Source organism: Kitasatospora sp. NPDC059973, assembly GCF_042737525.1.
Classification (GTDB): Bacteria; Actinomycetota; Actinomycetes; order Streptomycetales; family Streptomycetaceae; genus Kitasatospora.
In genome coordinates, this window is record NZ_JBHWUI010000075.1 from 15587 (window position 1) to 40916 (window position 25330).

At 73.9% G+C, this 25330-nt stretch carries 23 protein-coding genes and 2 tRNA genes; 12 read left to right on the top strand and 13 right to left on the bottom strand.

What is annotated here, in order from left to right; all coding sequences use genetic code 11:
* Positions 1 to 61: 61 nt before the first annotated feature.
* Positions 62 to 883, bottom strand: a complete 822-nt coding sequence (locus ACFWA9_RS21145; RefSeq protein ID WP_352288486.1) for a maleylpyruvate isomerase family mycothiol-dependent enzyme — start codon at positions 881 to 883, stop codon at positions 62 to 64.
* A gap of 172 nt (positions 884 to 1055) precedes the next feature.
* On the opposite strand from ACFWA9_RS21145, the gene ACFWA9_RS21150 reads away from it, so the two are divergent.
* From ACFWA9_RS21150 to ACFWA9_RS21160, 3 genes are all read left to right on the top strand, one after another.
* Complete coding sequence (locus ACFWA9_RS21150) at positions 1056 to 1853, top strand: carbon-nitrogen family hydrolase (protein WP_329488748.1); 798 nt, start codon at positions 1056 to 1058, stop codon at positions 1851 to 1853.
* 158 nt (positions 1854 to 2011) lie between these two features.
* A complete protein-coding gene (locus ACFWA9_RS21155; protein WP_380388879.1) occupies positions 2012 to 3085 on the top strand; it encodes a GntR family transcriptional regulator in 1074 nt (357 codons plus the stop codon).
* A 114-nt stretch (positions 3086 to 3199) separates the two neighbouring features.
* The gene (locus tag ACFWA9_RS21160; protein ID WP_329488746.1) at positions 3200 to 3847 is read left to right on the top strand and encodes a hypothetical protein; all 648 of its coding nucleotides are present in this window, start codon (positions 3200 to 3202) and stop codon (positions 3845 to 3847) included.
* Positions 3848 to 3974: 127 nt separating this feature from the next.
* Here the strand turns inward: ACFWA9_RS21160 and ACFWA9_RS21165 are convergent, their stop codons facing one another.
* On the bottom strand, positions 3975 to 4760 hold the full coding sequence (locus tag ACFWA9_RS21165) for an SLATT domain-containing protein (RefSeq protein WP_380388881.1): 786 nt from the start codon (positions 4758 to 4760) through the stop codon (positions 3975 to 3977).
* Between the two features lie 473 nt (positions 4761 to 5233).
* Here ACFWA9_RS21165 and purD point away from each other — a divergent pair, with 473 nt between their 5' ends.
* The 4 genes from purD to ACFWA9_RS21185 all read left to right on the top strand — a co-directional run bounded on the left by purD (position 5234) and on the right by ACFWA9_RS21185 (position 11377).
* Positions 5234 to 6481, top strand: a complete 1248-nt coding sequence (gene purD / locus ACFWA9_RS21170; RefSeq protein ID WP_329488745.1) for a phosphoribosylamine--glycine ligase — start codon at positions 5234 to 5236, stop codon at positions 6479 to 6481.
* A gap of 544 nt (positions 6482 to 7025) precedes the next feature.
* Complete coding sequence (locus ACFWA9_RS21175; protein ID WP_380388883.1) at positions 7026 to 8609, top strand: hypothetical protein; 1584 nt, start codon at positions 7026 to 7028, stop codon at positions 8607 to 8609.
* A 220-nt stretch (positions 8610 to 8829) separates the two neighbouring features.
* Entirely contained in the window at positions 8830 to 10371 is a 1542-nt protein-coding gene (locus ACFWA9_RS21180) for a N,N-dimethylformamidase beta subunit family domain-containing protein (protein WP_352288479.1), read from the top strand.
* Between the two features lie 106 nt (positions 10372 to 10477).
* On the top strand, positions 10478 to 11377 hold the full coding sequence (locus ACFWA9_RS21185) for a phosphoribosylaminoimidazolesuccinocarboxamide synthase (RefSeq protein WP_380388885.1): 900 nt from the start codon (positions 10478 to 10480) through the stop codon (positions 11375 to 11377).
* Between the two features lie 33 nt (positions 11378 to 11410).
* On the opposite strand, the gene ACFWA9_RS21190 is transcribed toward ACFWA9_RS21185, so the two are convergent.
* The 7 genes from ACFWA9_RS21190 to ACFWA9_RS21220 form a co-directional block, all read right to left on the bottom strand.
* Positions 11411 to 12031: a response regulator transcription factor gene (locus tag ACFWA9_RS21190; RefSeq protein WP_329488741.1), complete on the bottom strand. Its 621-nt coding sequence runs from the start codon at positions 12029 to 12031 to the stop codon at positions 11411 to 11413.
* On the bottom strand, positions 12028 to 13305 hold the full coding sequence (locus ACFWA9_RS21195; protein ID WP_380388887.1) for a sensor histidine kinase: 1278 nt from the start codon (positions 13303 to 13305) through the stop codon (positions 12028 to 12030). Before ACFWA9_RS21195 ends, ACFWA9_RS21190 begins: the two co-directional genes overlap by 4 nt.
* Positions 13306 to 13388: 83 nt before the next feature.
* Positions 13389 to 14219, bottom strand: a complete 831-nt coding sequence (locus tag ACFWA9_RS21200) for an ABC transporter permease (protein ID WP_352288472.1) — start codon at positions 14217 to 14219, stop codon at positions 13389 to 13391.
* Positions 14216 to 15220, bottom strand: a complete 1005-nt coding sequence (locus tag ACFWA9_RS21205; RefSeq protein ID WP_380388889.1) for an ABC transporter ATP-binding protein — start codon at positions 15218 to 15220, stop codon at positions 14216 to 14218. Before ACFWA9_RS21205 ends, ACFWA9_RS21200 begins: the two co-directional genes overlap by 4 nt.
* A gap of 206 nt (positions 15221 to 15426) precedes the next feature.
* A tRNA-Gly gene (locus ACFWA9_RS21210) sits at positions 15427 to 15502 on the bottom strand.
* 39 nt (positions 15503 to 15541) lie between these two features.
* Positions 15542 to 15614: transfer RNA gene (locus tag ACFWA9_RS21215), tRNA-Gly, on the bottom strand.
* A gap of 130 nt (positions 15615 to 15744) precedes the next feature.
* Positions 15745 to 16062: an Lsr2 family protein gene (locus ACFWA9_RS21220; protein ID WP_238860361.1), complete on the bottom strand. Its 318-nt coding sequence runs from the start codon at positions 16060 to 16062 to the stop codon at positions 15745 to 15747.
* Between the two features lie 467 nt (positions 16063 to 16529).
* Between ACFWA9_RS21220 and purS the strand changes: the two genes are divergently transcribed.
* From purS to ACFWA9_RS21240, 4 genes are all read left to right on the top strand, one after another.
* Positions 16530 to 16784 (top strand): phosphoribosylformylglycinamidine synthase subunit PurS, encoded by a 255-nt coding sequence (gene purS / locus ACFWA9_RS21225; RefSeq protein ID WP_033250393.1) that lies wholly within the window; start codon positions 16530 to 16532, stop codon positions 16782 to 16784.
* Positions 16781 to 17458: a phosphoribosylformylglycinamidine synthase subunit PurQ gene (gene purQ / locus ACFWA9_RS21230; protein ID WP_329488736.1), complete on the top strand. Its 678-nt coding sequence runs from the start codon at positions 16781 to 16783 to the stop codon at positions 17456 to 17458. Before purS ends, purQ begins: the two co-directional genes overlap by 4 nt.
* Positions 17458 to 19713 carry a phosphoribosylformylglycinamidine synthase subunit PurL gene (gene purL / locus ACFWA9_RS21235; protein WP_380388891.1) on the top strand — a complete coding sequence of 752 codons (2256 nt, stop codon included), beginning with the start codon at positions 17458 to 17460 and terminating at the stop codon, positions 19711 to 19713. Before purQ ends, purL begins: the two co-directional genes overlap by 1 nt.
* A 65-nt stretch (positions 19714 to 19778) precedes the next feature.
* Positions 19779 to 20606, top strand: a complete 828-nt coding sequence (locus tag ACFWA9_RS21240) for a sterol carrier family protein (protein ID WP_380388893.1) — start codon at positions 19779 to 19781, stop codon at positions 20604 to 20606.
* A 23-nt stretch (positions 20607 to 20629) separates the two neighbouring features.
* On the opposite strand, the gene ACFWA9_RS21245 is transcribed toward ACFWA9_RS21240, so the two are convergent.
* The 4 genes from ACFWA9_RS21245 to fbaA all read right to left on the bottom strand — a co-directional run bounded on the left by ACFWA9_RS21245 (position 20630) and on the right by fbaA (position 24234).
* Entirely contained in the window at positions 20630 to 21340 is a 711-nt protein-coding gene (locus ACFWA9_RS21245; RefSeq protein WP_380388895.1) for a hypothetical protein, read from the bottom strand.
* A 136-nt stretch (positions 21341 to 21476) separates the two neighbouring features.
* Positions 21477 to 22439 carry a DUF3152 domain-containing protein gene (locus tag ACFWA9_RS21250; protein WP_380388897.1) on the bottom strand — a complete coding sequence of 321 codons (963 nt, stop codon included), beginning with the start codon at positions 22437 to 22439 and terminating at the stop codon, positions 21477 to 21479.
* Positions 22440 to 22654: 215 nt separating this feature from the next.
* The gene (locus ACFWA9_RS21255; RefSeq protein WP_352288463.1) at positions 22655 to 23068 is read right to left on the bottom strand and encodes a DUF3151 domain-containing protein; all 414 of its coding nucleotides are present in this window, start codon (positions 23066 to 23068) and stop codon (positions 22655 to 22657) included.
* A 143-nt stretch (positions 23069 to 23211) separates the two neighbouring features.
* Positions 23212 to 24234, bottom strand: a complete 1023-nt coding sequence (gene fbaA / locus ACFWA9_RS21260) for a class II fructose-bisphosphate aldolase (protein ID WP_329488730.1) — start codon at positions 24232 to 24234, stop codon at positions 23212 to 23214.
* Positions 24235 to 24557: 323 nt separating this feature from the next.
* Here fbaA and ACFWA9_RS21265 point away from each other — a divergent pair, with 323 nt between their 5' ends.
* Positions 24558 to 25277 (top strand): VTT domain-containing protein, encoded by a 720-nt coding sequence (locus ACFWA9_RS21265; protein WP_329488729.1) that lies wholly within the window; start codon positions 24558 to 24560, stop codon positions 25275 to 25277.
* The last annotated feature ends 53 nt before the right edge of the window (positions 25278 to 25330 follow it).

Consider the following 25330-nt stretch of genomic DNA (forward strand, 5'->3'; position numbering starts at 1 on the left):
CAGCCGGCCGGCCGTTCGGCACGGCCCGCGCGGCCGGGGCCGTGCGGGCCGCGCCGGGTCGTCAGACCGTGACGGCGAAGTTGGCCAGCACCCGGGAGGCCAGCTCCTGGTCGCCCTCCACGGTGACCGGGCCCGGGCGGCCGCGGCCGCAGGCGAGCCGGGCGTACGTCTCCCAGTCCATCGTGAGCTGTACGTCGGGGGCGAGGCTGATCGACTCGTCGACCGTGCCGCGGCCGGCGGCGTCGACCCGGACGGTGCGCAGGAACTCGACCGGGCCGGTGACGTCCAGCACCAGGGCCGTCCCGGCCGGGGCGCCGGCCCGGTGGGCGACGGCCTTGGGCAGCGACTCCAGCAGCACGTCCCGGGCGAGCAGCGCGGCCGGGGAGGCCAGGTTGCCCGGCACCGCGAGGGCCCGGCGGAGGTCCTGCTCGTGCACCCAGACGTCGAAGGCCCGGTGGCGCAGCAGCTCGTGGTACGGCACGTCGCGGCTGAGCGGGCCGCCCGGGAAGCGGACCGGCTCGGACGGGGTCTGCCGGGCGTTGCGCAGTGCCCGGGAGCGGCGGATGATCGTGTACTCCAGCTCGCCGGTCATCTCCAGCGCGGTGTGGCAGCGGCGCTTGTCGACCGGCAGCTCGATGTAGCGGGCGAACTCGGTGGTGACGTGGCGCAGGTCGCGGGGGAGCGAGTGGATCGGGCGCGGGTCGCCGAGCAGCTCGGACTCGACGGCGATGACGTGCGAGACGATGTCCCGGACCGACCAGCCGGGGCACTCGGTGGCCCGGTTCCAGGAGCCCTCCGGGAGAGGGGCCACCAGCTCCGATATCGATTCGATGGACTGCGTCCACGCCTCGGTGTAAGCCTGCACGGTCTGGTTGTCCGTCACGGGAATCTCCGGCCCTCCGTCAGCTGCCTTGCCACGCGCGCGCTGTTTTCGGGTCGGACGGGAAAGTCCGGCTTCCGGGCGCACACGCTAACCGCACGTTACGCTGCCGGGTGAGAACAGGGCAGCGCTTTCGAGTGACGATCGTAGGACTCTTGCCGTGGACGGTGGTACTGTGCGCGCTTCATTGATCCAACTCGCGGTCTCCGACGCCGAGCCGCCCGCCGAGCGGCGGGCCCGCGCGGCGGCCCTGGTCCGTGCCCAGCAGGGCGCCGACCTGGTGGTCCTGCCGGAGCTGTGGGCGCTGGGCGGTTTCGCGTACGACCTCTGGTCGGACGGCGCCGAGGCGCTGGACGGGCCCACCTCGGACGCGATGGCCGCCGCCGCGAAGGCGGCCGGGGTCTGGCTGCACGCCGGTTCTATCGTCGAGCGCGACCCGGACGGGCCGATCTACAACACCTCGCTGCTGTTCGCCCCGGACGGCGAGCTGGTGCACACCTACCGCAAGATCCACCGCTTCGGCTTCGACAGCGGCGAGGCGGTGGTGATGGGCGCCGGGCAGGAGATCGTCACCGCCGCCACCGACTTCGCCACGCTCGGCCTGGCGACCTGCTACGACCTGCGGTTCCCCGAGCTGTTCCGGGCGCTGCTGGACGCAGGCGCCCAGCTGATGGTGGTGCCGGCGGCCTGGCCGGCGCGGCGGCGCGAGCACTGGACGCTGCTGAGCCGGGCCCGCGCGGTCGAGGAGCAGGCCTACGTCCTGGCCTGCAACACCGCCGGGACGCACGGCGGGGTCGAGCAGGCCGGCCACAGCATCGTGGTGGACCCGTGGGGCCGGGTGCTGGCCGAGGCGGGTGCCGGCGAGGAGGTGCTGACCGTGGACTTCGACCCCGCGGAGGTGGGCAAGGCCCGCGCCGAGTTCCCGGTCCACCGGGACCGGCTGCTGGGCATCCCGGCCCCCGTCCAGCGGTGACGCCCCCGGCCGGGTGAGCGGGGCTTTCCGGGGCATACGGGAGGCTTGTACGGGGCGGCGGCATTTTTGAGAAGATGAGCCTTCGTCGTGTTACCCGCCGTTCTTCAGCCGGCCTGTCCCGAGGCAGACCGTCGAGCCTGCCCGAGGAGGTCGCGCGCATGTACGGCACCGGCGCAGGCGACACCAGCACCGTGATCCAGCGCAACAGCCTGCGCGAGCAGATCGCCGGCGCGCTGCGCGAGGAGATGATGGCCGGCCGGCTGGCGGCCGGCCGCAACTTCACCGTCAAGGAGATCGCCGAGCTGTACGGCGTCTCCGCGACCCCGGCCCGCGAGGCGCTGGTGGACCTCGGCGCGCAGGGGCTGCTCCGGGCCGAGCACCACCGCGGCTTCACGGTGCCCGAGTTCGGCTGGGCCGACTTCCTGGAGATCTTCGAGTCCCGGGTGCTGCTCACCGACAGCTGCTTCCGCCAGCTCGCGGTCCGCCCGGCGACGCCGGACGCCGCCCGGCTGCCCTCGCTGCGCCGCCGGGCGGACGCGGCGGTCGGTGCGGTCCGGGCGGGCAACCTGGACGTCATGGTGGGCTGCGACCGCCGGTTCTGGCGAGAGGTCGCCGGACTGCTCGGCAACCGCCGGATCGGGGACTACCTGGACTGGCTCCGGGTGCAGTCCTGGATGTTCGCCGCGCCGTACCTGCGGGCGATGCCGACGCTGGGCGGGTTCTGCTGGGACCGCCACGTCGAGCTGGTCGAGGCGATCGAGCGGGAGGACCTCGCGGGCGCGCACCGGATCGTCTGCGAGTACAACCTGTTCACCGTGCGGGCGCTGGCCGGGCTGACCGGGGAGTCGGAGGAGTCGGTGGGAGTGCTGCCGCTGCTGACCGCCGGGCTCGACGCGGCGCCGGTGGCCGCGCCGCCGGCCGTCCGGTCGGGTGGGCCGTCCGGACCGGCTCCCTCCCCGGTGCCGGCCGGCAGCGCGAGGTCCTCGGTCCCTTCGCCGGTGTCGGCGGGTCCGGAGGCGGGCCGCAGGCCGGAGCCGCAGCGGGCGGAGGGCGGCCGCGGCCGCGAACGGGAGCTGGGCCGGGAGCTCGGCCGCGAGCTGGGGCTGGGCCTCGGCCTGGTGCCGCAGCCGCGTTCGGTGCCGTACGGGCGCTTCGGCCGCCGGCCGGCCGACCCGTCGGCCGGCCAACTGTCCGAGGGGCGGCCCGGCCCGCACCGCGCGCCGGGCCGGTAGGGTGGGCGGTCGTCGCCCCGGGCGGTCCCCGTACCGACCGTCCGGACCCCGACCCGCCCATCCGTCGCCCGCTCGCGCGGGCGACTCCGCCGCCCCGAGAGGAAGAGCCGGCCCATGGCCTGCGACCTCTGGCTCGTCCCGCTCGTGGACGTGCTGAGCCACAGCCCCGACAACCCCTTCCGGGACGATCTCGCGCTGTACAACGCCGTGTTGACCGCGCACGGGCTGCCCGAGGTGCCGGTCTACCAGTTCGTCCCGGGGATAAGCGGGGCGGTCGAGCCGATAGCCGCCTTCGACTACGACTCGCTGCACTTCCTGCGCCGCGCCTACCTGCTGGGCCTGACCGGCCTGGACATCACGCCGGTGGACGCGCTCGGCGGCGACTACGAGCAGCTGCTGGAGATGTTCGAGAGCAGCGCGGAACACTCGCACCTGGTCTGGCACTTCGACCACGCCGGGGCCTACGTGCCGATCGAGTTCGCGGCTCCGCTGGTGGACGACGCGCTGCTCGCCTCCGGCGGTCCGCTGGGCTCCAGCCACGGGCTGCTGCGCGAACTCCAGGCCATCGCCCCGGCGCTGGACATCGACCCGGCCGACCCGCCGGACCCGACCCGGCCGCTCGGCCCGACCGGCCTGGAGCAGCCGTTCGGCCCGCCGCTGGACGACCTGCACCCCTTCGCCCGGGAGCGGCACGCCTGGGCGGGCCTGTACGCGGCGGCCACCCGCAGCCTCACCCAGGGCTCGATGATCGTCTTCGCCTGAGCCGACGGGCCCGCAAGCCGCCCGGCTCCGCGGGCCCGTCGGCCTGCGGGCCCGCCAACGTCCGGGCCCGCCGAGAACGTCCTGCCCGCGAGCGTCCGGGCTCGAAGGCCTCCGCGCGCCGCCCCCGCTACCGCAGCGGGCCCTCCGGCGGCCGCTGGCGCGGCATGGTGGGCCGGGTGCCCGGCGGGGGCAGGATCCGCACCTGGGCGCCGATCCCCGACTCGCTGCGGCCGCCCCAGCTGCCGGAGGCCTGGGTGGGCAGCTGGGTCATGCCCGCGCGGAACTCCAGCATCCACTCCGAGGTCTCGGTGCGGACCATGTCCGAGACGTCCTCGCAGAACCGCCGCAGCACCCCGAGGCAGCGTTCGGCCGCCTCGCCCGCGGTGCCCTCGGTGGGGCCGAGCACCTCCCGCACGCACTCCGAGGCCCAGTCGAACTGGAAGGCCTCCAGGCGGCGTTGCAGCGCCTGCGCGGTGGAGACGTCCCGCATCCAGCCGGAGGTCAGCCCGAACGCCCGGTCGGCGCCGTAGCAGGCCGCGGCGAGCGCCAGGCCGACGTAGCCCCAGCTGGTGGCGTTCGCGACGGTGCCGGTGAGGTCCACCAGCGGCGCGGTGACGCCGCCCACCACGAAGCCGGCCGTGCCGAACCTCAGCAGACGTGCCCAGCGGCGCTTCCAGACCCGGTCCCGGCGGTACCAGTCGATCGCCTCGACCGCCCGCTCCTCGGACCAGCGGTAGAGCTCCTCCAGCCGCTCGGCGGGCTCGCCCCAGTCCCCGAGGGGGAACTGGCGGGCGCTCAGATCGGCCCGGCGACGCGTGTCGGCCCGGGGCGCGACTGCGGCGGGGGGCGGGTCCTCCTCGCCGATCTCCTTGCCCCAGGCACTCTCCTCGGGCTGCATTTCCGGCTGGCTCACCTGTGGGGCTCCCTGTGGCGGGCGGACTGCTGGGTCTGACATCGCGTCCTCCAACGCGTCCTCCTGACAAGTCATCGACCTGATGGGCCGTGAAACGCCGGACGACGGATCGGAACACACGGCGCCCCCGGGCGAGTGTGGGTGCCCCGGGACGGCGTACCGGCCGGTGGCCGGCGGTTGTCCATCAGCACTTCTTACCGCCAAATGGCTGACCATGGGGGCGCTTCACCAATGATCGTTACCGGATTCGGGGCCCGGATGCCGAGGTGAGGGGGTTGCGGCGGTCGGCGAGATTTCACCCGTCCGAGCGAGCCCCCGGTGACCCGCTGTCCTGACCCGGGCACCCCGGGTGCACCGCTTCCGCCCCGGCTTGGATGATCCTCCGAGCCCGGCGGCGTACGGACGGCTCCGCCTGGAGGTTCCGACGGGACCGGACGGCGGCGCGAACCGGCCACCGACTACCCTTGCCAACCGTGAAGGTCCTCGTCATCGGCGGCGGCGCCCGCGAACACGCCCTGTGCCGCTCCCTGTCCCAAGATTCCGCCGTCACCGAGCTGCACTGTGCCCCGGGTAACGCCGGGATCGCGCAGGTGGCGACGGTCCACCCCGTCGACCAGCTGGACGGCGCGCAGGTCGCTGCGCTCGCCCGGCGGCTCGACGCCGACCTGGTCGTGGTCGGCCCGGAGGCCCCGCTCGTCGCGGGCGTCGCCGACGCCGTGCGCGCGGCCGGCATCCCGGTCTTCGGCCCGTCCGGCGAGGCCGCCCGGCTGGAGGGCTCCAAGGCGTTCGCCAAGGACGTCATGGCCGCCGCCGGGGTGCCCACCGCCCGCTCCTACCTCTGCACCACCCCCGCCGAGGCCGCCGAGGCGCTGGACGCCTTCGGCGCGCCGTACGTGGTCAAGGACGACGGCCTGGCCGCCGGCAAGGGCGTCGTGGTCACCTCCGACCGCGAGGCCGCGCTGGCCCACGCCGCCTCCTGCGAGCGCGTGGTCATCGAGGAGTACCTGGACGGCCCCGAGGTCTCGCTGTTCGCGATCACCGACGGCACCACCGTCCTCCCGCTCCAGCCCGCGCAGGACTTCAAGCGCGCGCTGGACGGCGACGAGGGCCCGAACACCGGCGGCATGGGCGCCTACTCGCCGCTGCCGTGGGCGCCCGAGGGCCTGGTCGAGGAGGTCCTGGAGACCGTCCTGCAGCCCACCGTGGACGAGCTGCGCCGCCGGGGCACCGAGTTCTCCGGCCTGCTCTACGCAGGCCTGGCGCTGACCTCGCGCGGCACCCGGGTGATCGAGTTCAACGCCCGCTTCGGCGACCCGGAGACCCAGGTCGTGCTGGCCCGCCTGCGCACGCCGCTGGCGGCCGTCCTGCACGGCGCGGCCACCGGCGCGCTGGACCAGCTGGAGCCGCTGCGCTGGGACGACGGCGCCGCCGTCACCGTGGTGATCGCCTCCGAGGGCTACCCGGCGGCGCCGCGCACCGGCGACGTGATCGAGGGCCTGGCGGAGGCCGAGGCCGCCGACGGCACCGCGTTCGTCCTGCACGCCGGCACCGCGGCGGACGAGGACGGCCGGGTGCTCAGCGCCGGTGGCCGGGTCCTCTCCGTCACCGCCACCGGCGTCGACCTCGCCGAGGCGCGCGGCCGGGCGTACGCGGCGGTCGACCGGATCAGCCTCAAGGGTGGTCAGCACCGCACCGACATCGCGCTCAAGGCCGCCCAGTAGCAGGCCTTTTCGCCGCGTTCCGGGGCGCTGCGTCCGAGGGGAAACAACCCCCATGGACGCAGCGCCCCGCGGCGTTTCCGGGCCGGGTGGCACGGGAGCGGTTCCGGGGCCGCCGCACCGTTCGGCGGCCGGAATCCAGCCCATCGAGTGACAGCGGCCGCATCCGGCTGACGCAACCGGCCGCCCGGCCTTATGGTGCGCTGGTCCGCGGTCCCGGGGGCCGCGTCGTGCGCGGCCGCACCGGGTAGCGGCGGTCGCGCGGGGGGATGCTGGACGGCGTCCGGCCGGACCGAGCGCGCCCGGGCCGCATTGCACGGCGCGCGGCGCGGTCGTCCGGAATCCGGGCACCGTCACCGGGACGAGTGGAAACCGGGGCGATCCGGAACACCCACCCGGGCAAGGGCGTCAAGAATGTCAGAAGCGCCACGCAGCATGTACTACCGGGATCGGACGCCGCCGATTCCCGGTCGGAACTGATCGTTTCGAGTCGGCTCAGGGCCCCGTCGCCGGGTGCCCGAGGGCTCCGAAGGGGGTGCCGCACCGTATGGCCGCTGTCGACACCGCGCGCGCTCACGCCCAAGCGGTCCTGCGGGTCCGGGGGATCGCCCTGGCCACCGCCGTACTGCCCGCCGCCGCGGCGGTGGTCCTGCTCGCGGGCCGGTTCACCGGCCGGCTCGGTGCGCCGGGCTCCGCCGACGCCGCCGCCTGGGACGCCGTCCGCTGGGTGGTCTGCGCGGTGGCCGCCGCCACCCTGCTGGTCGCGGGCCTGGCCGCCCGCGCCCACCGCAGGGCCGTCCCGCCGCAGACCCCGGTCGTCCCGCTCGACCGGGCCCAGGCCCCCGAGCTGTACCGGCTGATCGACGAGCTGGCCGACCGGCTGGCGGTCCCCGCCCCCTCGGCGATCGCCCTCACCCCGGACTGCGACAGCTGGCTGGAGGACGTCCCGCCGGCCCGACCGGCCGGCACCGGCCGCTCGTCGCGCCACTCGCCGCGCCACGAGCAGGACCCGCCCGCGCCGGTGCTGGTGATCGGCTCGCCGTTCCTCTGGTGGATGCGGGCCGGCGAGCTGCGGGCCCTGCTCGCCCCGGTGGTGGCCGGTACCGGGGCCGCCGCCGACCCGGACATCGCCGCCGCCCGCCGCTTCCTGCGCGGTCTGGACGCCAGCCTGGACGCCGCCCCCGGGCCCGGCGTGGTCGGCGCCCCCGCGCCCGCCGCCCCGCGCGGGCGCCGCGGCCCGGCCGCGCTGACCGACCGGATCACCCGCCGGCTGCTCCGCGCCTGCCGGGCGCACTCCGCCGAACTCGAGCGGGCCGTCGCCGGCTGGGCCTCCGAGCAGGCCCGGGCGGTCGACTACGGCCTGCGGATCGCCGCCCAGGAGCAGGTCGGCCTGGCCTACGCCGGCTGGGACCGGCTGCTCACCCGGGTCGCGCTGCCCGCCTGGCGGCTCGGCCGGCACCCCGCGCACCTCAACGCCGGGGTGGTCGCCGCGCTCACCGAGCTGTCCCGGCGCGACCGGCTGGCCGACGGGTACGGCAGCCGCCTCGGCGACCGCCCCGCCTGCGACCTGCTGGAGGAGCCGGGCACGGTGGACGAGGCGGTCTCGCTGCTCGCCGCCGAGCTGTTCTTCGGCCGCCCCGCCTCCGGCGCCTGGCGCGAGGTCGAGTGGACCGACTACCCGGCCGAGGTGGTGGACGCCGGCTGGCGGGCCCGCGCCACCGCGCTGCAGTCCGCGCTGGACCGGCTGGCCCCGCAGGCCCGCCCCGGCGCCCCAACGGTGACCAGGCTGCTCGGCCGGCTCGCCGAGGGCGGCGGCGAGCAGCTGGCGGCCGCGCTCACCGCCGAGCTGGCCCGGACCACGGCGCCCGCCCCGCTGCTCGAACCCGTCCGCACCGGGCGGGACCTGCTGGTCGACCACGTCACCGCGATGGTCTGCTGCGCCGCCGTCGACACCGCCGGGGCCACCCCGGGCCTGGACTGGCTGGACGGGCCGGTGCTGCTGATCGGCGGGGTGCGCCGCACCGATCTGGCCGGGCCGATCGCCCAGGCCGTCGAGCAGGGCCAGGACGGCCCGCTGCGGGCCTGGCTGGACGCCGCCGACGTCCGGCTGGAGAAGCCGGTCCGACTCTGAGCCCGGAGGGCGCTCGCTACCGGGGCTCGCGCCCCCGGGCCGGTCACCGGCGGCAGGTCTTCGCAGGCCGGAGCCCCTCCACCGGCGGACCGGAAGATTCCCGGACACCAGTTGCTACCGATGGGTGACGCAGCGCCAGCACTCTGTGGTGTATTTGACCGCACGCACATCCGGGAGGCACATGCCGACCGGCGGAGGGTGCACCTTGTGGGAGGGGCGCGTGGGGACGGAACTCAACCGCCGCTGGGAGTCCGGAACGCACGCGTACAGCGTCTCCGACCCCTTCGGCCAGGGCCCGCTGCCCTGGCTCCGCAGCCCGGACCAGTACCTGGCCGGGGCCGAGGGCGCCGTCCCCTGGTACGTCTCGGTGGACGCACCGGGCCAGCAGCCGCTGGCCGGCGGCGCCAGACCGAAGCCGCCGGTCGGCACCCCGCAGGGCGCCAACGACGTGGTCCAGCAGATCAAGGGGTTCGCCTCGGCGGGCGTGGTCCGCCCCGGCGGCTCGGTGGACTTCCGGGTCACCGTCAACCCGCCCCGCGAGTTCACCGTCGACGTCTACCGGATCGGCCACTACGGCGGCGACGGTGCCCACCACATGACGTCCAGCCCGCTGATCGCCGGACTGGCCCAGCCGGCCCCGCTGGTGGCCGGGCGGACGGTCTCCTGCCACCACTGGTGGCACTCCTGGCGGCTGCAGATCCCGACCCACTGGCGCCCCGGCGCCTACGTCGCCGTCCTGACCACCGCGGACATGCTGCACCGCAGCCACATCCCGTTCACCGTGCGGGACTTCGAGGACCAGGCGCACGCCGCCGAGCTGCTCCTGGTGATCCCGGACGTGACCTGGCAGGCCTACAACCTCTTCCCCGAGGACGGCCGCAGCGGCGCCAGCCTGTACCACGCCTGGGACGACCGGGGCCGGCTGGTCGGCGAGCGGGAGGCGGCCGTCACCGTCTCCTTCGACCGCCCGCACGCCACCGCGGGCCTGCCGCTGCACGTCGGCCACGCCTACGACTTCATCCGCTGGGCCGAGCGCTACGGCTACGACCTCTCCTACGCCACCGCCACCGACCTGCACGCCGGCCTGGTCGACCCGGCCCGGCACCGGGCGCTGGTCTTCCCCGGCCACGACGAGTACTGGTCGGAGCCGATGCGCCGGACGGTCGAGCGGGCCCGCGACGGCGGCACCTCGCTGGTCTTCCTCTCCGCCAACACCATGTACTGGCGGGTCGAGCTGAGCCCCGCGCCGTCCGGCGAGCCCAACCGGCTGCTCAACTGCCGCAAGCGGCAGAAGGTCGAGCCCGGCAGCCCGGCCACCGGGGTGGGCGGCGCCGCCAGCGCGCTCTGGCGGGACGCCGGCGAACCGGAGCAGCACCTGCTCGGCCTGCAGTACTCCGGCCGGGTCGCCTCCCCCGTCCCGCTCGTCGCCCGGCACACCGCGCACTGGCTCTGGGACGGCACCGGCGTCCAGGAGGGCGACGAGCTGCCCGGGCTGGTCGCCGGCGAGGCCGACCGGTACTACCCCAAGGTGGCGCTGCCCCGGCACACCGAGCGGGTGCTGCTCGCGCACTCCCCGTACCGGGACCTCGCCGGCCGCACCCGGTACCAGGAGACCTCGCTGTACCGGGCGCCGAGCGGCGCGTACGTCTTCGCCGCCGGGACGTTCGCGTGGTCGCCCGCGCTGGACCGGCCCGGACTCACCGACGAGCGGATCCAGCGGGCCACCGCCAACCTGCTGGACCGCCTCTGCAAGAACGCCTGAGGGCGCCCGGCCGGGGCCCCGACGGGCGTTCGTGACAGACTCGGGTCCACTGACCTCCCCTTTCGCGCCGCACGCCCGCGAACGACCCCTGAGGACTGAGACAACCTTGAGCGGATTTGTCACCAAGCCCGAGCCGGTCCAGGTGCCCGGCCTGGTCCACCTGCACACCGGCAAGGTGCGCGACCTCTACCGCGCCGAGTCGGGCGACCTCGTGATGGTCGCCAGCGACCGCATGTCGGCCCACGACTGGGTCCTGCCCAACGAGATCCCCGACAAGGGCCGCATCCTCACCCAGCTCTCGCTGTGGTGGTTCGAGCGGATCGCCGACATCGTGCCCAACCACGTGATCTCCACCGAGGTCCCGGCCGGCGCCCCCGCCGACTGGAAGGGCCGCACGCTGGTCTGCCGCAGCCTGGAGATGATCCCGGTCGAGTGCGTGGCCCGCGGCTACCTGGCCGGCTCCGGCCTGACGGAGTACGAGGCGGACCGCACGGTCTGCGGCATCGCGCTGCCCGAGGGCCTGGTGAACAGCTCCGAGCTGCCCGCCCCGATCTACACCCCCGCCCTCAAGGCCGACGTCGGCGAGCACGACGAGAACGTCTCCTACGAGGAGACCGCCCGCCGGATCGGCGCGGAACTCGCCTCCCAGCTGCGCCGCACCACCCTGGACGTCTACGCCCGGGCCCGGGACATCGCCCGGTCGCGCGGCATCATCCTGGCGGACACCAAGTTCGAGTTCGGCCTGGCCGACGGCGAGCTGGTGATCGGCGACGAGGTGCTCACCCCGGACTCCTCCCGCTTCTGGCCCGCCGACGAGTGGCAGCCCGGCCGCTCGCAGCCGTCCTTCGACAAGCAGCTCATCCGCGACTGGCTGGTCTCGCCGGCCTCCGGCTGGGACCGCGCCAGTGAGCTGCCGCCGCCGGAGCTCCCGGCCGAGGTCGTCGAGCAGACCAGGGCCAAGTACATCGAGGTCTACGAGCGGCTGACCAGTACCTCCTGGGCCTAGGGGGTAGCCGTCCGCGCGGGCACGGCCGGGTCCTCAGATCCAGCCGTGCTCGCGCGCGATCCGCACCGCCGCGTGGCGGTTCTCGGCGCCCAGCTTGCCGGCGGCCGAGGAGAGGTAGTTGCGGACGGTGCCCTGGGAGAGTGCCGCGCGCTCGGCGATCCCGGCGATCGAGGTGCCGTCGGCGGCCAGTTCGAGGACGTCGGTCTCGCGCGGGGTCAGCGGGGTCTCGCCCGCGCTGATCGCGTCCGCCGCCAGCTCCGGGTCCACGTAGCGGCCGCCCGCGCGCACCGTGCGGATGATCCCGGCGAGGTCCGCCGCCGAGACGGTCTTCGGCAGGAAGCCCCGCACGCCGACCTCCAGCGCCCGCTTCAGGTAGCCGGGTCGGCCGTGCCCGGTGACGATCATGGAGCGGCAGTCCGGCAGCAGTCGGCGCAGTTCGGTGGCCACCTCGATGCCGTCCAGCCCGGGCATCTGGAGGTCCAGCACCGCGATGTCCGGGCGGTGCGCCTGCGCCATCGCCACCGCCTCCGGGCCGGAGGCGGCCTGAGCGACCACGGTGATGTCGTCCTCCAGGGAGAGCAGCGCGGCCAGCGCCCCCCGGATCAGGTGCTCGTCGTCCGCGAGCAGCACGCGCACGGGGTCGGTCTCGGTCATCGGGGCCTTCTTCCGGACGGGAGCGGTGCGGTGGCGGACGGGGGCCGGAGCGGGACGCTGGCGAGCACCCGGAACCGGCCCGGCCCGGCCTCCGGGAGGGTCAGCTCGCCGTCGTGGGCGGCGAGGCGCTCGCGCAGCCCGTGCAGGCCCGTCCCGCTGCCCTGGGACGGGATCGGCACGGCCGGCACCCCGTCATTCTCCAGCTCCAGCACCACCCGGCCGTCCTCGCGGCGCAGCCGGATCGAGCAGTGCGCGGCCTCGCTGTGGCGCAGCGTGTTGGTGGTGGCCTCGCGGATCACCCAGCCGAGCACCGACTGCACCGGCAGCGGCAGTTCGTGCGGCTCCTCGCCCAGGTCGATCTCGCAGGCCACGTCGGCGGCGCGCAGCACGGCGCGGGCGCCGATCGCCTCGGCGTGCAGGTCCGCTGTGCGGTAGCCGCGGACGACGTCGCGGACCTCGCGCTGGGACTCCTGGGCGATCCGCTGCACCTCGGCCATCTGGTCGGCGGCCTCCGGCCGGCCGCGGCGGGCCAGTTGGGCGGCGAGTTCGCTCTTCAGCGCGATGGTGGTGAGGTTGCGGCCCATCACGTCGTGCAGGTCCCGGGAGAACCGCAGCCGCTCCTCGGCCACGGCCAGCCTGGACTGGGCCTCGCGGGCGGCGTCCAGCTCCCAGACCACGGACTGCAGCCAGGCGAAGCTGCGGCAGCTGGACCCGACGCAGGTGAGCGCGATCAGGTTGCCGACCAGCAGACCGGCCGTGGTCGCGCCGTCGAGCCCGGCGAGCAGGGCCGCGGGGGCGACCAGGAGCTGGGCCGTCACCCCGGTGAGGCAGGCCCGGCGCACCGGCAGGCCGACGCTCACCGGGCAGAAGGCGGCGGCCAGCAGGAGGGAGACGACCACGACGGTGAACGGCGGTGCGCCCGGGCTGTCCGGTCCGCCGTCGGCCGGGCCGAGTAGCAGGATCGCCCAGGAGCCGGCGATCGTCACGACGCCGAGGGTGAGGAGCCGGCGCAGGTGGTCGGTCGGCCGGTTCAGGTAGTGGTCGAGCGAGGCGCGCAGGGCCCGCAGGGTCAGCAGGGTGGTGGCCAGGCCGACGACCACGCTGACCTGGGCGCTGCCGCGGGTGTCCTCCCGGCCGGTGGGGGCGGCGATGGCCAGCACGATCATCGGGAGCAGGATCAGCGGGATGAAGTAGAGCGACCAGCGGAGGTACAGCTCGGTGCGCTGGGGTTTGCTGGACCCCTTCCAGCGCCGTCTCGGCGTCAGGACGCTCATCTCTCCCGCTCCCCCTTCGATCATGATCGTGCTGTGCCCTTCCTATCAGGTGGGGAGCGGGCGCCGGGGCGGGCCGGCTCCGGTCAGCGGCGGGGCTCCCAGCGGAACCAGCGGACGGCGCCCCAGGCGGCCAGGGCGAGCCAGACCATGCCGGTGACCAGGTGCGGGGCGGCGGGGGACCAGGTGCCGGCGAAGCCGGTGGCGGCGGCGGAGCCGTCGGTGCCGAACCAGCCGAGGCGGATCAGCTGGAAGGCCGGGGTGGTCGGGAGCAGCCGGCAGACGTCGGCCATCCGGTCGGGCATGACCTCCAGCGGGATGAACAGGCCGGAGCCGAACTGGGAGACCAGCAGGACCGGCATGGTGGTGATGCCGGCGCTCTCGACCGTCCTGGTGAAGGCGCTGGAGAGGGCGGCCAGCGCCATCAGGGTGCCGATCACCAGGACCAGCCCGGCGGCCATCAGCAGCGGGTTGACCGGCGCGCTGAGGTCCAGGGCGACGCCGCCGCCGACGGCGACCACGAGGCACATCAGCAGGGCCAGGGCGACCGAGGGCACCGCGGTGCCGGCCAGGATCTCGACGTCCCGCGCCTCGCCGGTGCGCAGCCGCTTGAGCACCAGCTCGCCGCGGCGGGCCACGTAGGCGGCGGTCAGGTTGTAGTAGACGACGAAGGCGAGCACCATCCCGATCGCCCCGTTGACCAGCAGCGAGTCGACGTCGAGGCCGGGGTGGGTCTCGGCCTGCTGTTCGAGCACGCCCCGCAGGGCGCCGATGAGCATCAGCGGCAGCAGCAGGGCCGTGAACATCGCGGTCCGGTTGCGCAGCAGCAGGGTGGCCTCGGCCCGGCCGAGGGCGAGCAGCCGGCGGACGGCGGTGGTCCGCGGGCCGGCGGCGGGACGGGCGGTGGCGGTGGTCATCGGGAGAGTCCCATCAGGCGGCGGAGGGTGGTGGGGGCGGCCGGGGCGTCGGCCGGGGGCTGGTGCGCGGCCTCGGAGGCGATGGCGAGGAAGGCCTCCTCCAGCGAGGCGCTGCGGGCGTCGAGGGCGCCGAGCGCGATGCCGTGCCGGGCGGCCCAGCCGAGCAGGTCGGTGAGGGTGGCCTGGAGCTGCCCGGTCTGCACGGTGATCCGGCGGCCGTCGGCGACCAGGGTGGCCCCGGTCAGCGGCGGGAGCGAGGCTCCGGTGAACTCCGGGAGCTCGAAGGAGATCCGGGCGGGCCGGCCGGCGATGACCTCGGCGACGGTTCCGGTGGTGACGATCCGGCCGCGGTGCATGATCGCCAGGCGGTCGGCCAGCTCCTCGGCCTCCTCCAGGTAGTGCGTGGTGAGCAGCACGGTGGTGCCCTGGGCGCGCAGGTCGCGGACCAGCCGCCAGACGGCGGCCCGGGCCTCGGGGTCGAGGCCGGTGCTCGGCTCGTCCAGGAAGAGCACCTCGGGCCGGCCGAGCAGGGCCATCGCGAGGTCGAGCCGGCGCCGCTCGCCGCCGGACAGCTGCTTGACCCGGACGCCCCGGCGGTCGGCGAGGCCGACCAGCTCCAGCGCCTCCTCCAGCGGGCGGGCGCCGCTGGTCATCCCGGCCCAGCTGCGGCCGGTCTCGGCGACGGTGAGGTCGCCGGGGAAGCCGCCCTCCTGGAGCATGATGCCGATCCGGGGGCGGAGCGCGGCGCGCTCGCGGTAGGGGTCGTGGCCGAGCACCCGGACCGTACCGGCGGTGGGGGCGGCGAGGCCCTCGATCAGCTCCATGGCGGAGGTCTTGCCGGCCCCGTTGGTACCGAGCAGAGCGAAGAGCTCACCGCGGCCGACGGTCAGGTCGACCCCGCGCACGGCGTGGAAGTCGGTGGCGCCGGAGCCGTAGTGGCGGTGGAGGTCGGTGACCTCGATCACAGGGTCGCTCGCGGTGCGCGGCTGGCTCGTTTCCATGGCTCAAGCCTTCCGCCGCCGGGGCGCCCCGGGCAGTGCGGGCTCTCATGAGAAGGCGGTGCGGATCCACGGGTCGGCGGTGACAAATGTCATCGGCGCTCCGGCGGCGGGGCGGGCCGGGAATGCGGGGACGGCTGCTCGGGCGGGGCCCGGCACAACCGCGGGGAATGCCGAAGGGCCCCCTCGATCGAGGGGGCCCTTCGTACTGGAGCGGACGACGAGATTCGAACTCGCGACCCTCACCTTGGCAAGGTGATGCTCTACCAACTGAGCCACGTCCGCAGGTCAAGATATTGAGTTGTGCTGTGCTCGCGCACTGCGAGCGGACGACGAGATTCGAACTCGCGACCCTCACCTTGGCAAGGTGATGCTCTACCAACTGAGCCACGTCCGCACGGTGCCTGGTGGGGCACCGGCCGCCTCTTCGGATCTCTCCGTTGCGGCGACGAGGAATACTCTACCCCATCGGTCGGGGTGGTCGCCCCACCCTTTCGGGGCAGGTGGGACGACCGGGTCCGGCGGGGTCAGTTCGCCTCGGCGAACGCCTCGTACACGTGCTTGGGGATGCGCCCCCGGGCGGGCAGCTCCATGCCGCGCGACTGGGCCCAGGCGCGCACGGCGGCCGGGTCCGGGGTGAGCGCGGTGCGGCGGAAGGACTTACCGGTACGGCTCTGGCGGCGGCCGGCCGCGACGAACGGAGCGAGGGCCTCCCGCAGCTTTTCCGCGTTGTCCAGGGACAGGTCGATCTCGTACGACTTCCCGTCGACGCCGAAGTGGACGGTTTCCGCGGCTGCGCCGCCGTCCAGGTCGTCGGAGAGCGTGACGACTACACGCTGAGCCATGGGTGTCAATCCTCTCGGGCAATTCGGCCGAAGGGCGCGGGGTGCGCTCCCGTGGCCTGATGTGCACCACTCGCGCAAGCGCATACGGGCAGGCCCGATGGCGTGCCGGATACGCAGCACTTGCCGCGACAGGTGGCCCTATTCTGCACCCGAAGCGGGTCGAAATCGAAGAGTCCGGCTTTCTTTTCCGTATATTCACGTGTCTTCGGCGGGTGCCGGATACCCGGTGCACTCGGCTGGCCGATCTGTCCGGAGTGCCGGTATTCGGGTGCTCTTCGGCCGTTCTCGCTCGGGCCGTCGAATCCGGTGAAAAGGGGTGCCCGCCGGGGGGTGTCGGGGAGTCGGAGCCCTTGTGGCGTAAGGGTCGTGGGTCTACGCGCGTCACCCTCCCCGGCCAGCAAAGTCGCCCGAAACCCCCGGTAGTCTGGAGTTCCCCCGCCTTCACGAAGACACCACCGGGAGTGCCAGTGGCACGCGTCGTAGTCGACGTCATGCTCAAGCCGGAGATCCTCGACCCCCAGGGACAGGCGGTGCAACGCGCACTGCCCCGTCTCGGATTCGCCGGGATCGCCGACGTCCGCCAGGGCAAGCGCTTCGAGCTGGAGCTGGAGGGCCCGGTCGACGACGCCGCGCTCGCCCGTATCCGCGAAGCAGCCGAGACCTTTCTCGCCAACACCGTGATCGAGGACTTCACCGTCCGCGTCGAGGAGGAGGGCAAGTGACCACCCGAGTCGGCGTCGTCACTTTCCCTGGTTCCCTCGACGACCGCGACGCCCAGCGCGCGGTCCGCCTGGCCGGCGCGGAGCCGGTCGCCCTCTGGCACCGTGACAAGGATCTCCACCAGGTCGACGCCGTCGTCCTGCCCGGCGGATTCAGTTACGGCGACTATCTGCGCTGCGGCGCCATCTCCCGCTTCTCGCCGGTGATGGACACCATCATCGAGCAGGCGAAGCTGGGAATGCCGGTTCTCGGTATCTGCAACGGCTTCCAGGTGCTGTGCGAATCGCACCTGCTGCCCGGCGCGCTCACCCGCAACGACTCGCTGCACTTCGTCTGCCGCGACCAGAAGCTGCGGATCGAGAACGCCGGCACCGCCTGGACCCGGGATTACTCGGCCGGCCAGGAAATCGTCGTCCCGCTGAAGAACGGCGAGGGCCGGTTCGTCGCCGACGAGCACGTCCTGGACGCGCTGGAGGCCGAGGGCCGGGTGGTCGCCCGCTACGTCGACGTCAACCCGAACGGTTCGTACCGCGACATCGCCGGCATCACCAACGCCGCCGGCAATGTCGTCGGTCTGATGCCGCACCCGGAGCACGCCGTGGAGCCGCTCACCGGTCCGAGCACCGAGGGCCTGGGCTTCTTCACTTCCGTCCTGAAGCAGCTGGTGAACGCCTGATGAGCCTCGACACCGTCAAGAACGCCGAGCAGACCCCGGACTCCGCCCAGCCGTGGTCCGAACTCGGCCTCAAGGAGGACGAGTACGCCCGCATCCGCGAGATCCTCGGCCGCCGCCCGACCGGCGCCGAGCTCGCGATGTACTCGGTCATGTGGTCGGAGCACTGCTCCTACAAGAGCTCCAAGGTGCACCTGAAGCAGTTCGGCGAGAAGGTTCCGCCGAACGACGCGATGCTCGTCGGCATCGGCGAGAACGCCGGTGTGGTCGACGTCGGCCAGGGCTACGCGGTCACCTTCAAGGTCGAGTCGCACAACCACCCCTCGTACATCGAGCCGTACCAGGGCGCGGCCACCGGCATCGGCGGCATCGTGCGCGACATCCTCGCGATGGGCGCCCGCCCGGTCGCCGTGATGGACCCGCTGCGGTTCGGCGCCGCCGACCACCCGGACACCCGGCGCGTGCTGCCCGGGATCGTCGCGGGCATCGGCGGCTACGGCAACTGCCTGGGCCTGCCCAACATCGGCGGCGAGGTCGTCTTCGACTCCTGCTACCAGGGCAACCCGCTGGTCAACGCGCTCTGCGTGGGCGTGATGAAGCACGAGGACATCCACCTCGCGCAGGCCTCCGGCGCCGGCAACAAGGTCATCCTGTACGGAGCCCGCACCGGTGGCGACGGCATCGGCGGCGTCTCGGTGCTCGCCTCGGAGACCTTCGACGCGACCGGGCCCGCCAAGCGCCCGGCCGTCCAGGTCGGTGACCCGTTCCAGGAGAAGCTCCTCATCGAGTGCACCCTGGAGATCTTCTCCGAGAAGCTCGTCAAGGGCATCCAGGACCTCGGCGGCGCCGGTCTCTCCTGCGCCACCTCCGAGCTGGCCTCGGCCGGTTCGGGCGGCATGCGGATCGAGCTCGACACCGTGCCGCTGCGCGACAAGACGCTCTCGCCGGAGGAGATCCTCATGAGCGAGTCGCAGGAGCGCATGTGCGCCATCGTCGAGCCCGGCAAGGTCGACCGCTTCCTGGAGATCTGCGAGAAGTGGGACGTCATCGCCACCGTCATCGGTGAGGTGACGGAGGGCGAGCGGCTGGAGATCTACTGGCACGGCGAGCTGGTGGTCGACGTGCCGCCGCGCACCGTCGCCCACGAGGGCCCGACCTACCAGCGCCCGTACGCCCGCCCGAGCTGGCAGGACGCGCTGCAGGCCGACGCCCCGAGTGCCGAGCGGCTCGCCCGCCCGACCACCGGCGAGGGCCTGAAGGCCGACCTGCTCAAGGTCGCCGGCAGCCCGAACCAGGCCTCCAAGTCCTGGATCACCGACCAGTACGACCGCTACGTGCTCGGCAACACCGTCCTCTCGGTGCCCGAGGACTCCGGCATGATCCGGATCGACGAGGAGACCAACCTCGGCGTCTCGGTCGCCACCGACGGCAACGGCCGCTACACCAAGCTGGACCCGTACACCGGCGCCCAGCTGGCCCTCGCCGAGGCGTACCGCAACGTCGCCGCCGGCGGTGCCAAGCCGCTCGCGATCTCCGACTGCCTCAACTTCGGCTCCCCCGAGGACCCGGACGTGATGTGGCAGTTCGCCGAGGCCACCCGCGGCCTGGCCGACGCCTGCCTGGCGCTCGGCACCCCGGTCACCGGCGGCAACGTCTCGCTGTACAACCAGACCGGCGAGACCGCCATCCACCCGACCCCCGTGGTCGCGGTGCTCGGCGTGATCGACGACGTCACCCGCCGCACCCCGATCGGCTTCGCCGAGGAGGGCCAGCTGCTCTACCTGCTCGGTGACACCGAGGACGAGCTGGGTGGCTCGGCCTGGACGCAGGTGGTCCACGACCACCTCGGCGGCCTGCCGCCCAAGGTCGACCTGGACCGCGAGAAGCTGCTCGGCGACATCCTGATCGCCGCCTCGCGCGACGGCATGATCGACGCCGCGCACGACCTCTCCGACGGCGGCCTGGGCCAGGCCCTCGTGGAGAGCTGCCTCAAGGGCGGCCACGGCGCCCGGATCATCGTGCCCGAGGGCCAGGACCCGTTCGTGTTCCTGTTCTCCGAGTCGGCCGGCCGCGCGGTCGTCGCGGTGCCGCGCAGCGAGGAGCTCCGGTTCAACGACATGTGCACCGCGCGTGGCCTGCCGGCCACCCGGATCGGTGTGGTCGACGGTGATGTCCTGGACGTCCAGGGCCAGTTCACCGTCTCGCTGGCCGAGCTGAAGGACGCCCACACCGGCGTCATCGAGGCCCTGCTCGCCTGATCCGCGTGCTCCGAGGGGCGGACGGTTCCACGGAACCGTCCGCCCCTCGGCGTATGTTGGGGCGCATGCCCGCCAAGTCCCGTACGTACCAGCCCGCCAAGGTCCAGGCCGCGCTGGTGGAGCAGACCACAGCGCTGCGCGACACCGTCCGGGCGCTCTGCGCCCGCCCGGACGCCGCCGACCTGCTCGCCCGGCCCACCCGGCTGGGCACGTGGACGGTGCGCGAGCTGATCGCCCACCTCGGCGTCCAGGTCGACTGGGTGCCCGCACACCTGGACGACCCGCTGGAGGGCCGGCCGCCGCTGGACCTGCCGCAGTGGGTGCGGCGGGTCGGTACGCTCGCCCCGCTGCTGGACGAGCAGGCCAGGACGCGGGCGGCGGGGGAGTACGGCGGGGACCCGGCCTCGGTGGCGGAGGCCTTCGGGCGGGCGGCCGACGGGCTGATCGCCGTCCTGGCGGACGCCGGCACGGCCGACCCGGGCCGGCGGTTCGAGATCCGGCTGGGCTCGATGACGCTCACCGACATGCTGGTGACCAGGCTGGTGGAGACGGTGGTGCACGCCGACGACCTGGCCGACGCGGTGGGCACGGCGGCCTTCCCGCACGCCCGGCAGGCGCTGGCCGCCGTCACCCGGCTGCTGGCCGACGCCCTCGCCGACCAGGCGCCCGGCGGCGCGGTCGAGCTGCGGATCCCGCCGTACGCCGTGGTGCAGGCCGTCGAGGGCCCCCGGCACACCCGGGGCACCCCGCCGAACGTGGTCGAGACCGACCCGCTGACCTGGATCCGGCTTGCCACCGGCCGGACGGACTGGGACGCCGCGGTGGAGGCCGCCGCGCTCTCGGCCAGCGGTGAGCGCAGCGACCTGCGGGCCCATCTGCCGGTCCTCGGGTAGGACGCCCGGGACCGGCCGGGGCCCTACGGGCGCAGCTGGGCGGCGAGCCGCTCGGTGGCCTTGCGGAGCGCCTCCCCGGTCAGGGCCTGCTCCGGCCCGGCGTCCGAGGAGCTCTGGGAGAGGGTGAGCGCGATGTCGCCCTTGCCGTTGGCCGCGACCCGGGCGACGCCCACCGACTCCGCGCCCGGGGTGAGCTTGGTCTGGCCGGCCGTCGGCTGCGCTTCGGCGAACCGGGTCAGCTGGTCGACGCCGATGCCCCCGGCCTTCTGGATGTACGGCAGCATCATGTTGATCGCGACCCCGTTCTCCGGGACGGCCAGCAGGTCGATCTGGACCGGGGCCGAGCCGACCGTGTAGGCGCAGGTCACCCAGGCGGTCGGGGGAGTGGCCGGGACCGAGGCCATCGAGGGCGGCGCGGAGAAGCCGGAGGGCCAGGGCTCGGCCGGCCTGCCGTTGCCGAGGTCGGTGGTGACCGCCGGCCCGCCGTTGGACCCGGGGGTCACCGGGCGGTCGATCCCGGCCGCCTTCAGCGCCGCCGGGAGGTCCAGACCGAACGGGCACGGGCCGGTCCCGGCGAGCCCCTGGGCGGTCGACCGGACGTGGTCGTAGGAGAGGCTGCCGGTGCCGGTGACGCCTCCGGAGGAGGAACAGGCGGCCGTGCCGAGGAGGATACCGGCGGTGCCGGCCACGGTGAGGAGGCGGCGGCGCCCTGCTGCGGTGCGGTCTGCGGTCATGCGATCAGCCTAGAACGGCCTTGTACCGGTGGGTCGGTGAACGGGTATCGGATCCGTTCCGACGTGGGCGGGCTCCGGGCGGGCTCCGGTCGGGCGCGCTCTCCGGGCGCTCGGCCTGCCGCTCAGGACCTGCGGCTCAGAGCACCGACGGGCCGCTGAGGTAGCTGCCGTCCGCCGAGTACGGCCAGGCGTTGGGTTCGCAGCCCTTGAGGCCGTAGATCTGCTGCATCATCGCGGGCGCCGGCTTGCCCTTGCCCGGGCAGGTCTCGTGCCCGTGGCCGATCCGGTGGCCGACCTCGTGGTTGACGATCAGTGCCCGGTACTCGTCGATCGGTCCGCTGAACTGGGGTGAACCGGTGTTCCAGCGCTTGACGTTGACCAGCACCTGGTTGCCGACGTTGCAGTTCACCTCGCCGTGGGTGTCCAGTCCGGCGGCCCCGCAGATCCGGTCCACGGCGGCCGGCGACGCGATCTTCACGGTGAAGTCGTAGGCACCGCTCGACACCAGCTGGAAGCCGTTCCTGCGGTCGTTGGTCCAGCCCCGGGGGTCGGCGAGGATGCTCTGGACCTGGGCGGCGGCCGCGGCCGGGTCGATCCCGATGCCGTCCTCGACCTCGACCCGGTAGCGGCGGACGGTGCCCTTGCCGACCGCCGCGGCCGCGCCCGGGGCGACGGTGAAGGTGCCCGCGCCCTGGGCCGGGCCCGGGTCCGGGGTGCCCGGCGAGGACGGTCCGGGCGTCGGACCGGGAGCCGGTGGCGGGGGCGAGCTCGGGGTGGGCGCCGGGGTCGGGGTCAGGGCCGGGGCGGCGGGCGCGGCGGCGGGCGGGGTGCTCGCCTCGGGCGGGGCGATCCGGCCCTGCGCGGTCGGCCCGGTGGTCGGTCGCGGCTCGGGGCGGTCGAGCATGAGCAGTGCCCCGCCGAGGACGGCCAGCGCCGCCACCAGCGCGGTGATCATGCCGGGGCGGATCCGGCGGCGCCTGCGCCGGCCACCGGTGGCGCGGGCGCGGGGGCGGCCGGTGCGGGAGCCGCCGGTGCGTTCGCCGGCCGGGCCGGAGCTGCGCGCGCGGGAGCGGCGTCGGTCGGGTCTGGCTGCGGGCACGTCTGGGCTTCCTGTCGGACCTGTGGGGTCGCCAAAGCCGTTCGAACCTCTGTGCGCCCCCCTCGCACGGACCACCCTGACACGGAGACCCGACGGCTGTCCACGTACCGGATACGCGTCCCGGCATGCGGCCGCCCCCGTACGGGCCGGAGGGCGCGTACGGGGGCGGCCGGGCCGGGCGGGTCGGCCCGGGGCGCTACCTGGGGGCGGGCGGGTCAGCCCAGCGTGGCGGCGGCGGTCGGCGAGCTGTCCCGGAGGAACTGGGCGCAGCGCTCGGCCTCCTCCTTCTCGTCGATGGCGGCGGCGGCCCGGCCGAGGCCGTGCAGCGCCCGCAGGAAGCCGCGGTTCGGCTCGTGCTCCCACGGCACCGGGCCATGGCCCTTCCAGCCCGCCCGGCGCAGCGAGTCCAGCCCGCGGTGGTAGCCGGTGCGGGCGTACGCGTAGGACTCGACGGTGCGGCCGGCGGCGAAGGCGTCGTCGGCGAGCTGAGCCCAGGCCAGCGAGGAGGTCGGGTACTTCGCCGCGACCTCGGCCGGGGAGGCGCCGCCGGCCAGCAGCTCCAGAGGAGCGGGCTCGGCGGGGAGGTGCGTCGGGGGCGGACCCCCGAGGAGGTTCTGGTGAATGCTCATGGCCCCCAGTGAACCACTGGGGGCCATGAGCCGGGGACCGGCCCGGGGAAAGCGCCGGGACTCCGGTGGTGCCTCGCGTCGGGCGGGTGCCCTGCTCCGGGCGGGTGCCCTGCTTCGGGCCCGCCTTACTTCGGGCGGGTGCCTTACTTCAGGCGGGTGCCGGCCGAGCGCAGCTGCTGGGCGGCCTCCAGCACGCGGGCGGCCATGCCGGCCTCGGCCAGCTTGCCCCAGGTGCGCGGGTCGTAGGTGTTCTTCTTGCCGACCTCGCCGTCGACCTTCAGCACACCGTCGTAGTTGCGGAACATGTGGTCCACGACCGGACGGGTGAAGGCGTACTGGGTGTCGGTGTCCAGGTTCATCTTCACGACGCCGTTCTCCAGCGCGGTGGCGATCTCCTCGGCGGTGGAGCCCGAGCCGCCGTGGAAGACGAAGTCGAACGGGTCGGTCTTGCCGTACTGCTTGCCGATCGCGTCCTGCAGCTCGCGCAGCAGCTCCGGCTTCAGGACGACGTTGCCCGGCTTGTAGACGCCGTGCACGTTGCCGAACGAGGCGGCCAGCAGGTAGCGGCCCTTCTCGCCCAGGCCCAGCGCCTCGGCGGTGCGGACCGCGTCGTTGACGGTGGTGTACAGCTCGTCGTTGATCTCGTGCGTGACACCGTCCTCCTCGCCGCCGGTCGGGGTGATCTCGACCTCAAGGATGATCTTGGCGGCGACGGCCTGGGCAAGCAGCTCCTCGGCGATGGACAGGTTGTCGTTCAGGGTCTCGGCGGAGCCGTCCCACATGTGCGACTGGAACAGCGGGTTGAGGCCCTTGGCCACGCGCTCGGCGGAGATCGCCAGCAGCGGGCGGACGTAGCCGTCCAGCTTGTCCTTGGGGCAGTGGTCGGTGTGCAGCGCGACGGTGATGTCGTACTTGGCGGCGACCACGTGCGCGAACTCGGCGAGCGCGACGGCGCCGGTCACCATGTCCTTGTTGTGCTGACCCCCCAGGAACTCCGCACCACCGGTCGAGATCTGGATGATGCCGTCGCTCTCGGCCTCGGCGAAGCCGCGCAGCGCGGCGTGCAGGGTCTGGGACGAGGTGACGTTGATGGCCGGGTAGGCGAACTTGCCCGCCTTGGCCCGGTCGAGCATCTCGTTGTAGACCTCGGGAGTTGCGATGGGCATGCGAATCCGCTCCTGTCGGGTTGCGGCGTACGGACGGTGCTGTCCGACGCTGTGTACGCCTGTTACGACTCCGGGGTACCGGGGCCGACGCGCGGCTCTGCGGGGCGGCCACCAGTACCAAGGTTCGAGGCGGCCACCGCGGTACGACAATGAGGGTGTTGCGACCGCGGTCCGGACGCCGGGAGCCATCTTCCCATCCCGGGCCCCGGCGCCACCATGTGGCCCGCCTGTCGGGACGGCCGCGCACGTGCGACGAAGGGATGACCACCGTCTCGCCCCCCGGGCGGAAGCCCGCGTCAAGACGGGCCCGCTATCCTGCGCCCGTGGACTACAACCAGCTGGCCGTCAACTTGCTCGACGCCAAATCACTGATCTCGTCCCTCGGTGCCATCGGGCTGATCGCGATCATCTTCGCCGAGACCGGCCTGCTGGTCGGGTTCTTCTTCCCGGGCGACTCACTGCTGATCATCGCCGGGGTCGCCTCCTCGAACGCCGCGTCGTCGGTGCTCGGGGAGGGCACGAAGCTGCCGATCGCGGCCCTGCTGATCGGCGCCCCACTGGCCGCCGTCGCGGGTGCCCAGCTCGGGCACCTGATCGGGGTGAAGGTCGGACCGAAGATGTTCGACAAGCCGGAGTCGAAGATCTTCCGGCGCGAGTACGTGCTGAAGGCGGAGGAGTACTTCAACAAGTTCGGGCCCGGCAAGGCCGTGGTGCTGGCCCGCTTCATGCCGATCGTCCGGACCTTCCTGAACCCGGTCGCGGGCACCCTGGAGATGCCGGCCCGGACGTTCTTCCTCTGGAACGTGATCGGCGGCGTGCTGTGGACCGAGTCCATGCTGCTGATCGGCTACTTCTTCGGTGACGCGCTCGCCCCGGTGATCGACAAGTACCTGATCCCCGCGGTGCTGCTGATCGTGCTGCTCTCGGTGTCGCCGATCCTCGTCGAGGTGGTGCGCGAGCGCCGGAAGAAGAAGGCCGGCGGTGCCGAGGCCGCCGACGCCGAGACCGCCCAGGCGGGTGCCGGGCGCCACCGCCGCGGCTGAGCGCCCCACGACGAACGGCCGGGGCCGGGTCCTGTTTCACGTGAAACAGGACC